Origin of the sequence: Streptomyces sp. NPDC006265, assembly GCF_040613555.1 — a bacterium.
GTDB lineage: Bacteria > Actinomycetota > Actinomycetes > Streptomycetales > Streptomycetaceae > Streptomyces.
In genome coordinates this window covers 1-7,414 of record NZ_JBEXSH010000441.1, presented here as the reverse complement: position 1 = coordinate 7,414, position 7,414 = coordinate 1, and the positions used below count along the sequence as shown (strand labels likewise).

6 protein-coding genes and 3 pseudogenes are annotated in these 7,414 nt (G+C 72.2%); 5 read left to right on the top strand and 4 right to left on the bottom strand.

The window, feature by feature from the left end; translation table 11 throughout:
• The 4 genes and pseudogenes from ABZ281_RS29635 to ABZ281_RS29620 form a co-directional block, all read left to right on the top strand.
• Positions 1 to 1,646 (top strand): acetate--CoA ligase family protein (locus ABZ281_RS29635; protein WP_356660388.1); only part of this gene is annotated, 1,646 nt, incomplete at its 5' end.
• Positions 1,647 to 1,678: 32 nt separating this feature from the next.
• Positions 1,679 to 2,410 carry a CBS domain-containing protein gene (locus ABZ281_RS29630; RefSeq protein ID WP_356660386.1) on the top strand — a complete coding sequence of 244 codons (732 nt, stop codon included), beginning with the start codon at positions 1,679 to 1,681 and terminating at the stop codon, positions 2,408 to 2,410.
• A gap of 15 nt (positions 2,411 to 2,425) precedes the next feature.
• Positions 2,426 to 2,929, top strand: a complete 504-nt coding sequence (locus tag ABZ281_RS29625; protein ID WP_356660384.1) for a flavodoxin domain-containing protein — start codon at positions 2,426 to 2,428, stop codon at positions 2,927 to 2,929.
• Between the two features lie 71 nt (positions 2,930 to 3,000).
• A pseudogene (locus tag ABZ281_RS29620) lies at positions 3,001 to 3,168 on the top strand (polyphosphate kinase 2); the annotation flags it as partial.
• A 40-nt stretch (positions 3,169 to 3,208) separates the two neighbouring features.
• Here the strand turns inward: ABZ281_RS29620 and ABZ281_RS29615 are convergent.
• From ABZ281_RS29615 to ABZ281_RS29600, 4 genes and pseudogenes are all read right to left on the bottom strand, one after another.
• A pseudogene (locus tag ABZ281_RS29615) lies at positions 3,209 to 4,113 on the bottom strand (universal stress protein).
• 30 nt (positions 4,114 to 4,143) lie between these two features.
• Positions 4,144 to 4,455 (bottom strand): cation-translocating P-type ATPase C-terminal domain-containing protein, encoded by a 312-nt coding sequence (locus ABZ281_RS29610; protein WP_356660382.1) that lies wholly within the window; start codon positions 4,453 to 4,455, stop codon positions 4,144 to 4,146.
• Positions 4,456 to 4,518: 63 nt separating this feature from the next.
• Positions 4,519 to 4,745: pseudogene (locus ABZ281_RS29605) on the bottom strand (histidine kinase); the annotation flags it as partial.
• A 120-nt stretch (positions 4,746 to 4,865) separates the two neighbouring features.
• Positions 4,866 to 5,936: a zinc-dependent alcohol dehydrogenase family protein gene (locus tag ABZ281_RS29600; protein WP_356660380.1), complete on the bottom strand. Its 1,071-nt coding sequence runs from the start codon at positions 5,934 to 5,936 to the stop codon at positions 4,866 to 4,868.
• A gap of 213 nt (positions 5,937 to 6,149) precedes the next feature.
• Here ABZ281_RS29600 and ABZ281_RS29595 point away from each other — a divergent pair.
• Positions 6,150 to 7,414 (top strand): HAD-IC family P-type ATPase (locus ABZ281_RS29595; protein WP_356660378.1); only part of this gene is annotated, 1,265 nt, incomplete at its 3' end.

Sequence of the window (7,414 nt, the reverse complement as noted above, 5' to 3'; positions counted from 1 at the left end):
CAGCCCACCGCACGGAACTGGCAGGCGGGAATCGTGAGGATCTTCGGCAAGGGACGGCACCGGCCCTCCGCCTCCTGGCGGCAGGCAGCGGTAACGACATGCTCCAGTGGTGGGAGTCCGACGGGCGCAGCGACCTGGCGCTGCTGCACCTGGAGTCGTTCGGCAATCCGCGTGCCTTCTCCCGCACCGCGCGCCGTGTCACCCGCCGCATGCCCATCCTGACCGTCGACGCCGGGCGTACCGACGCGGGGCGTCGTGCCGCCGCCTCGCACACCGCGGCGGCCGCCACGACGACCATGACCCGGCGCGCGCTCTTCGCCCAGGCCGGGATCACCGCCACCCGCACGATCCCCGAACTGCTGGAGACGGCCGCCCTGTTGCACTCCCAGCCGCTGCCCGCAGCAAGCCGGGTCGTCGTGGTGACCAACGCGGGTGGTGCCGGCGTGCTGACCGCAGACGCCTGCGCGGAGGCCGGGCTGGCCCTGCCCGCGCTGCCACCGGGACTGGTCGAGGACCTGCTGGCCGTGCTGCCGCGGGGCGCGAGCACCGCCAACCCCGTCGACGCGACGGCGGCGGTCACCGAGGAGCAGTTGCGTGCCTGTCTGGACCGGCTCGCGGCCCACGACGGCATCGACGCGGTACTCGTCACACTGGTGCCCACCGCCGTCGCCGCCGCGACCGGCGACGTCCTGGTCAAGGCCCTGACCCACGCCCCGGAACGCCGCTCCCGCACCATGGCCGCCGTCCTCCTGGACCAGGACGTCCCGGTGCGGCTGCTGCCCTCGGACACCGGCCGGGTGCCGGCGTACGCCGATCCGCAGGCGGCGGCCCGCGCACTCGCCCATGCCGCCGAGCGCGCCCGTTGGCTGGCCCGTCCGCCGGGCACGGTCCCGGCTCTGGAGGGCATCGACACCGCACGCGGCCGGGCCGTGGCCGACCGGTTCCTCACAAGACATCCCGACGGAGCCTGGCTCGACCCGCGCACCTGCGCCGAGCTTCTCGACTGCTACGGCATCCCCCAGTCGCCGTGGGCCTGGGTGGAGACCGAGGACGAGGCGGTGTGGGCCGCCGACCGGCTCAAGGGGCCGGACGGAGACGTGGTGCTCAAGGCCCACTGGCCAGGGCTCGTGCACAAGACCGCCCGGCACGCGATCCACCTGGATCTGCGCGGTGACGCACAGGTGCGCGCGGCCTTCCGGGACTTCGATGTCCGCTTCGGTCACCTCATGACGGGGGCCGTGGTCCAGCCGCTCGCCCCGCGCGGCATCGAGTTGTTCGCCGGTGTGGTCCAGGACGAGGTGTTCGGGCCGCTGGTCCTGTTCGGGCTCGGCGGTACGGCGACCGAGGTTCTGGCTGACCATGCGGCCCGGCTGGCCCCGCTCACCGACCAGGACGTGCACGATCTGATCACCGCGCCGCGCTGCGCACCCCTCCTTCTCGGGCGTGACGGCACCGGCCCGGTCGATCTCGCGGGGCTGGAGCAGCTTCTGCTGCGGCTGTCGCGGATGGCGAGTGACCTGCCGCAATTGGCGGAGGCCGATTTCAATCCGGTGCTCGCCCTTCCCGAGCGCGTCACCGCCCTCGACGCCCGGATCCGGCTGCTGCCACGCCCTACACACGATCCCTATCTGCGCCGCCTCCGATGAAAGCGCGCAGCACGGAAGGAAGGCGGGACGCCATGAAACACAGCAAGGTCGGTGCCCTGATGACGTCCGACGTCGTCCGCGCCGAGTACGGCACGCCGTTCAAGGAGGTGGCCCGGCTGCTCGCCGAGCACCGGATCAGCGGCCTGCCGGTGGTGGATGACGACGAGAAGGTCCTCGGCGTGATCTCCGAGACGGACTTGATGACGAGGCAGGCCGAAGCTCCCGGTCCGCCCGAGCCACATCGTCGATTCCACTGGCTTGGGTGGACGCCTGGATCGCGCGCTCGTCGTACCAAGGCACGGGCGCGTACGGCCGGCCGGCTCATGTCCAGCCCGGCCATCACGGTCCACAGCGACGCGACCGTCGCCGAGGCGGCCCGCGTCATGGCACGCCACCGTGTCGAACGACTCCCGATCGTCGACGACGAGGAGCGGCTCGTCGGCATTGTCACCCGCCGCGATCTTCTCCAGGTCTTCCTGCGTCCCGATTCGGAGATCCGCTCGAGCGTCCGCAACGAGGTCCTGGTCCGAGCCCTGTGGCTCGCCCCCTATTCCGTCGATGTGGACGTCCACGAGGGCGTGGTCACGCTCACCGGGCAGCTGGAGCGGCGCAGCGAGTGCGCCATGGCGGTGGAGATGTGCCGCCAGACGGACGGCGTGGTCGCGGTCGTCGACCACCTCACCCACCGCTTCGACGACTCCTGGCGCCAACCCGATGAGCCGCCCCCGGAGGCGATCACCGGCAACTGGCTGCGCAGGCTGTGAGGAGGTGCAACAGTCATGAAGGGGAAGGTGCTGGTGGCCTACGGGTCCACCAACGGATCGACGGCCGAGATCGCCGAGCGCATCGGGGAAGTCCTGGCCAAGGAAGGGCTCGCCGTGGACGTGCTGCCCGCAGCCGACGCCACCGACCTCGCGCCCTACGGCGCCGTGGTCCTCGGTGGCGGACTGTATGCGGGCCACTGGCAGCGCGACGCCCGCCGCTTCGCACGACGACACCGCAAGGCCCTGACCCATCGGCCGGTGTGGCTGTTCAGCAGCGGGCCGCTGGATCCCTCGGCGTCCGAGCGGGACATCCCACCGGCCCCCGGAGTGCGACGGGTGGCAGATCGTGTGGACGCGCGGGGTCACATCACCTTCGGGGGACGTCTGGAGGGCGAGGTCAAAGGGCGCATCGCACGGATGATCGTCAACTCGGGAAAGGGCGGAGACTACCGCGACTTCGAGCAGATCAGCCGCTGGGCGGCCATGGTGGCCCGGGACCTCGAAGGCCCGGAGGTCTGACCCCCGCCGAACGGCAGCTGCTCCGGCCGCTGAGCTCCCCCACCGGGGATCGGCGCGCTGCCGCGCCCCACGACGAGCGCCGCGCCCGGCTGGACATGATCGCCCACCAACTGGACTCCGTGCCGAATCACGGGGGTGCCCCACCGGTGCTGCGGCTGCCGGACCGGCCGCCCTCGACCGGCTACCAGCCCCCGCGGCGCGACCTGCAAAGCTACGTCCCCGACCACGCGGCGCGCCTGCACCACGGTCGCCGCGGTCGGGGACTTCCTCCCTCGCTGGTCACTCGTGTGCCACGACCACGACGGGCACCGTGGCGTGGTGCAGCACCGCATGCGTGACGGAACCTATGTGCGCGCCGAACGGGCTGCGCCGGATCCGCCGGCCCACGACGACCAGGGAGGCCTCGCGGGAGGCTTCGGCGAGTTCGCTCGCGGCGCTGCCGGCACGCGCCTCCTCGGACACCTCGACAGCCGGGTACTTGTGCCGCCAGGGACGCAGTACGTCGGTGAGCTCCTCCGCGTGCTTCCGGATCAGCTCGTCGTAGAGGCTGACGCCGTCGGAAAGACCGTGGATGTTGTACGGCGGCGGGTTCCAGCCGTGCACGACACGCAGGGACGTGTCGCGACGGGCCGCCTCCTCGAACGCGAACACGATGACCGTGTTGTCGGTACTGCGGGTGTCCAGGCCCAGCAGGACCGGGCGGAACGGAGTCGCCGCCGACGGTATGCCGGCCGGGTCCATGCCGTGCTCGTCGGTGACCTGCTCCCGGCCCGCACCAGCACCACCGGCACGTCCGTACGGGCGACGACGGCCTGGCCGACGGATCCGACCATGAACCCACCGATCCCGCTCATGCCGCGGGAGCCGAGGACCAGCAGGTCGGCGTCCTCGGCCGCGCCGACCAAGGCGTCGGCGGGACGGCCTTCCACGTGCGCCGTGGTCACGTCCACCCCTGGGTGACGCGACCGGAGCCCCTCCGCGGTCTCGCGGGGGATCTGTTCGCTCCAGTGCTGCAGGGTCTCGGGCCCGAGCAGCGGAGCCTGGGCCAGCGGATCGGGGACAGGCTCCCAGACATGAACCAACCGCACGGGGAGACAACGCAGCGTGGCCTCACGAGCCGCCCACTCGGCAGCGGCCCGGCTCTCGGACGAACCGTCGAGGCCGACCATGATGGTGCGGGACATGCTGTCCACCTCCTGATCCGGCTGCCGACTTCAGTGTCCTGCTGGGGAGCGCTCGCCGCGCGGGGGCCACTGGTCCCCGACGGTGTCCGGTCGGTCCCATCGCCGCGCTGCCGACCGTGCCCCGCACACAGCCAGTTCCCCGACGGACACGGTGGGCGCGGTCCCGAGGCAGACAGCCCACTGACCGGCGCTCAGCGGGACCGTGCCGAAGACCGAGCGGGCCCAGGGCAGGTGAGCGGCGATCACCTGGACCGGGAGGACGCCGACCAGGCACAGCCACAAGGTGCGGTTGCGCGTCCCGGCGAGCTGCTCTTTCGTACCCCGGCCTGGACGGCCGACCACGCAGGGCACCGGGCCGGGCGGACCCCGAGGACGCACCGCCCGGCCCTACCGGACCGGTTCGGCTCAGGGCTGCTTGACCGGCACGCACCACACCGGGGACACCCTCCGCCGCCCCTGGCTGGTCACCTCCGCCGTCCCGTTCAGCTGCTCCGCCCGTTCCGCCATGTTGCGCGTGCCGCTGCGGCGCCCACCGGGCGGGATGCCCCCACACCGTCGTCGGTGGCCGAGAGCCTGATCTCACGGCCGTCGGTCTCCAGGACCACCTCGGCACGTCCGGCACGCTGGTGCGCATCTCGCGGTGCTGCGCGGCTGCCTGCTGGAACTCACGCGCGCCCGCACGGAGGGCCTGCGCACAGAATGGTGACGGGCGACGTCCGCTGCTGCACGCGCCACCTCACACAGCCCCACGGTCACGCCGCCGGAATGGCCAACTCGTCGTGGGGTGGCTCGCCGAGCACGATCTTGAGCGCGCCGGTGTCGGCGGCGTGCGCGAAGACCTCGTAGGCCTCCTCCATCTGGTCCAGGGAGAAAGTGTGGGTCACCAGCGGCGCGGTCGGCACGCGGCCGGAGGCCGCCATCCTCAGCAGGGTGGGCGTCGACGATGTGTCGACCAGCCCGGTCGTGATGGTCACGTTCTTGATCCACAGTTCTTCGAGGTGCAGGGTCGCGGGCTTGCCATGAACACCGACGTTGGCCACGTGTCCGCCGGGCCGCACCATGCGCGTGCACATCTCGAAGCTCTCCGGCACTCCCACGGCCTCGATGACCACGTCGGCACCCAGGCCGTCAGTGAGGTCGGAGACCAGTTGCTCCGGGTCGTCGCGGACGGGGGCGACGGCGTCGGCGCCGAGCCGCCTGGCGGCCTCGAGCCGGGAGTCGGCGAGGTCCACGGCGATGATCCGCTCGGGTGAGTAGAGCTTGGCGGTGAGGATCGCGGCGAGTCCGATGGGCCCGGCCCCGACGACCGCGACCGTGTCACCGGGCCGTACGGCACCGTTCATCACGCCCACCTCGTAGGCGGTCGGGAAGATGTCGGCGAACAGGACGGCGTCCTGGCTCGTCAGCACGCCCGGCAGCGGATGCACGGAGAGGTCGGCGTAGGGCACACGGACGTACTCCGCCTGCGTGCCGTCGATCAGGTGACCGAGGATCCAGCCTCCGCCGCCCTGGCACTGGCCGTATGCGGCTTGCCTGCAGAAGCGGCAGCGGCCGCAGGCGGTGATGCAGGAGACGAGGACCCGGTCCCCCGGTCGTACGGTGCGCACGTCGCTGCCGGTCTCGACTATCTCGCCGACCGCTTCGTGACCCAGCACCGTCCCGGAGGGCACCTCCGGCACGTCGCCCTTGAGGATGTGCAGATCCGTGCCGCAGATGGTGACGGCGTCGACTCGGACGATCGCGTCGGTGGGGTCCTTGATGCCCGGGTCCGGGACCTCCTCCCAGGCGGCCTTCCCGGTGCCGTGAAAAACGAAGCCCTTCATGACCGTTCCTCCTTGGCGATGCCCTGCGGGTTCATCTTCTTCATCTTTGACCAGAGCGGTGGCATCCGCTTGGGCCGGTCGGCCCTCGTCGTGCTGACGAATGGCCGGGCTGCTCTCGATCAGGGCCGTTCGTCCCCTGCCGCCGGCACGTGAGCCGCGATGTCATGGTGGGGGGCCTGGACGGTCACCGCTTCGGACGGACCGAGGTAAGCCATGAATCCCTCCATCCGCAAAGCTCGGCTGGGCCGCCTTGCATCGGCGGCCTCGCTGGAGCCCGCTCTTCTGGTCGTCACGACGGCGGCGGTGACCGCCGGCGGCATCGCATGGCTCGTCGGTGCCGGCGGTCTCGCCGACCTTCTGTGGGGCCTGGGCACCGTGTCCGCGGTCGTGCCCGCGGTGGCGTGGGTGTGGTCGGCGCTGCGGCGCGGGCATGCCGGCGTGGACGTGATCGCCGTGCTGGCTCTCGGGGGCACCCTGGCCGTCGGCGAATACCTGGCCGGTGCCCTGATCGGGCTGATGCTCGCCACCGGACGCACCCTGGAGGCAGCCGCCCGGAGGCGCGCCTCCCACGACCTGCGTGCCCTGCTGGAACATGCCCCGCGCTCGGCGCGTCGCCGTACGGAGGACGGGGTGCGCTCCGTGCCGCTTTCCGAGATCGCCGTCGGCGACCTGCTCGTGGTCGGCCCCGGCGAGGTGGTCCCCGTCGACGGCACCGTGGAGAGCTCTGCGGCCGTCCTCGACGAATCCGTGCTCACCGGCGAGCCCCTGCACGTCGAACGGCCCCGAGGCACCGGGGTGCGCAGCGGCGTCGTGAACGCCGGGGGCGCCTTCGAACTGTGCGCGACCGCGGCCGAGCGGGACAGCACGTACGCCGGGATCGTGCGGCTGGCCCAGCAGGCGGGCGCGGAGAACGCGCCCGTCGTGCGGCTGGCCGACCGGTACGCGGCCTGGTTCCTGCCACTGTCCCTCGCCGTCGCGGGGCTGGCCTGGCTGATCAGTGGTTCCGCGGTCCGGGCGGTCGCGGTCCTGGTCGTCGCCACTCCCTGTCCGCTGCTGCTCGCCGCGCCGGTCGCCATCGTCTCCGGCCTCTCCCGTGCCTCACGCCTGGGAGTGGTCATCAGGGACGGTGGCGCGCTGGAGAATCTCGGCCGGGCCCGCACGCTGCTGCTGGACAAGACCGGCACCCTCACCCGCGGCCGTCCCCGTGTCGTCGATGTCACCGCCGCGCCCGGCCGGACACCCTCGGAAGTGCTCCGCCTGGCCGCATCGGTCGACCAGTACTCGCCCCACGTGCTCGCCCGGGCGATCGTCGCCACCGCCCGGGAACGCAAGCTGGATCTGTCGGTTCCGGCCGACGTCACCGAGGAACCCGGCCGGGGCGCCGGCGGAACGGTGGACGGACACCGCGTCACTATCGGTCGCACCGCTTCCGGCGAGGCCCGGCCGGCCTGGGCCGGGGCGGTCGACAACCGTGCCCT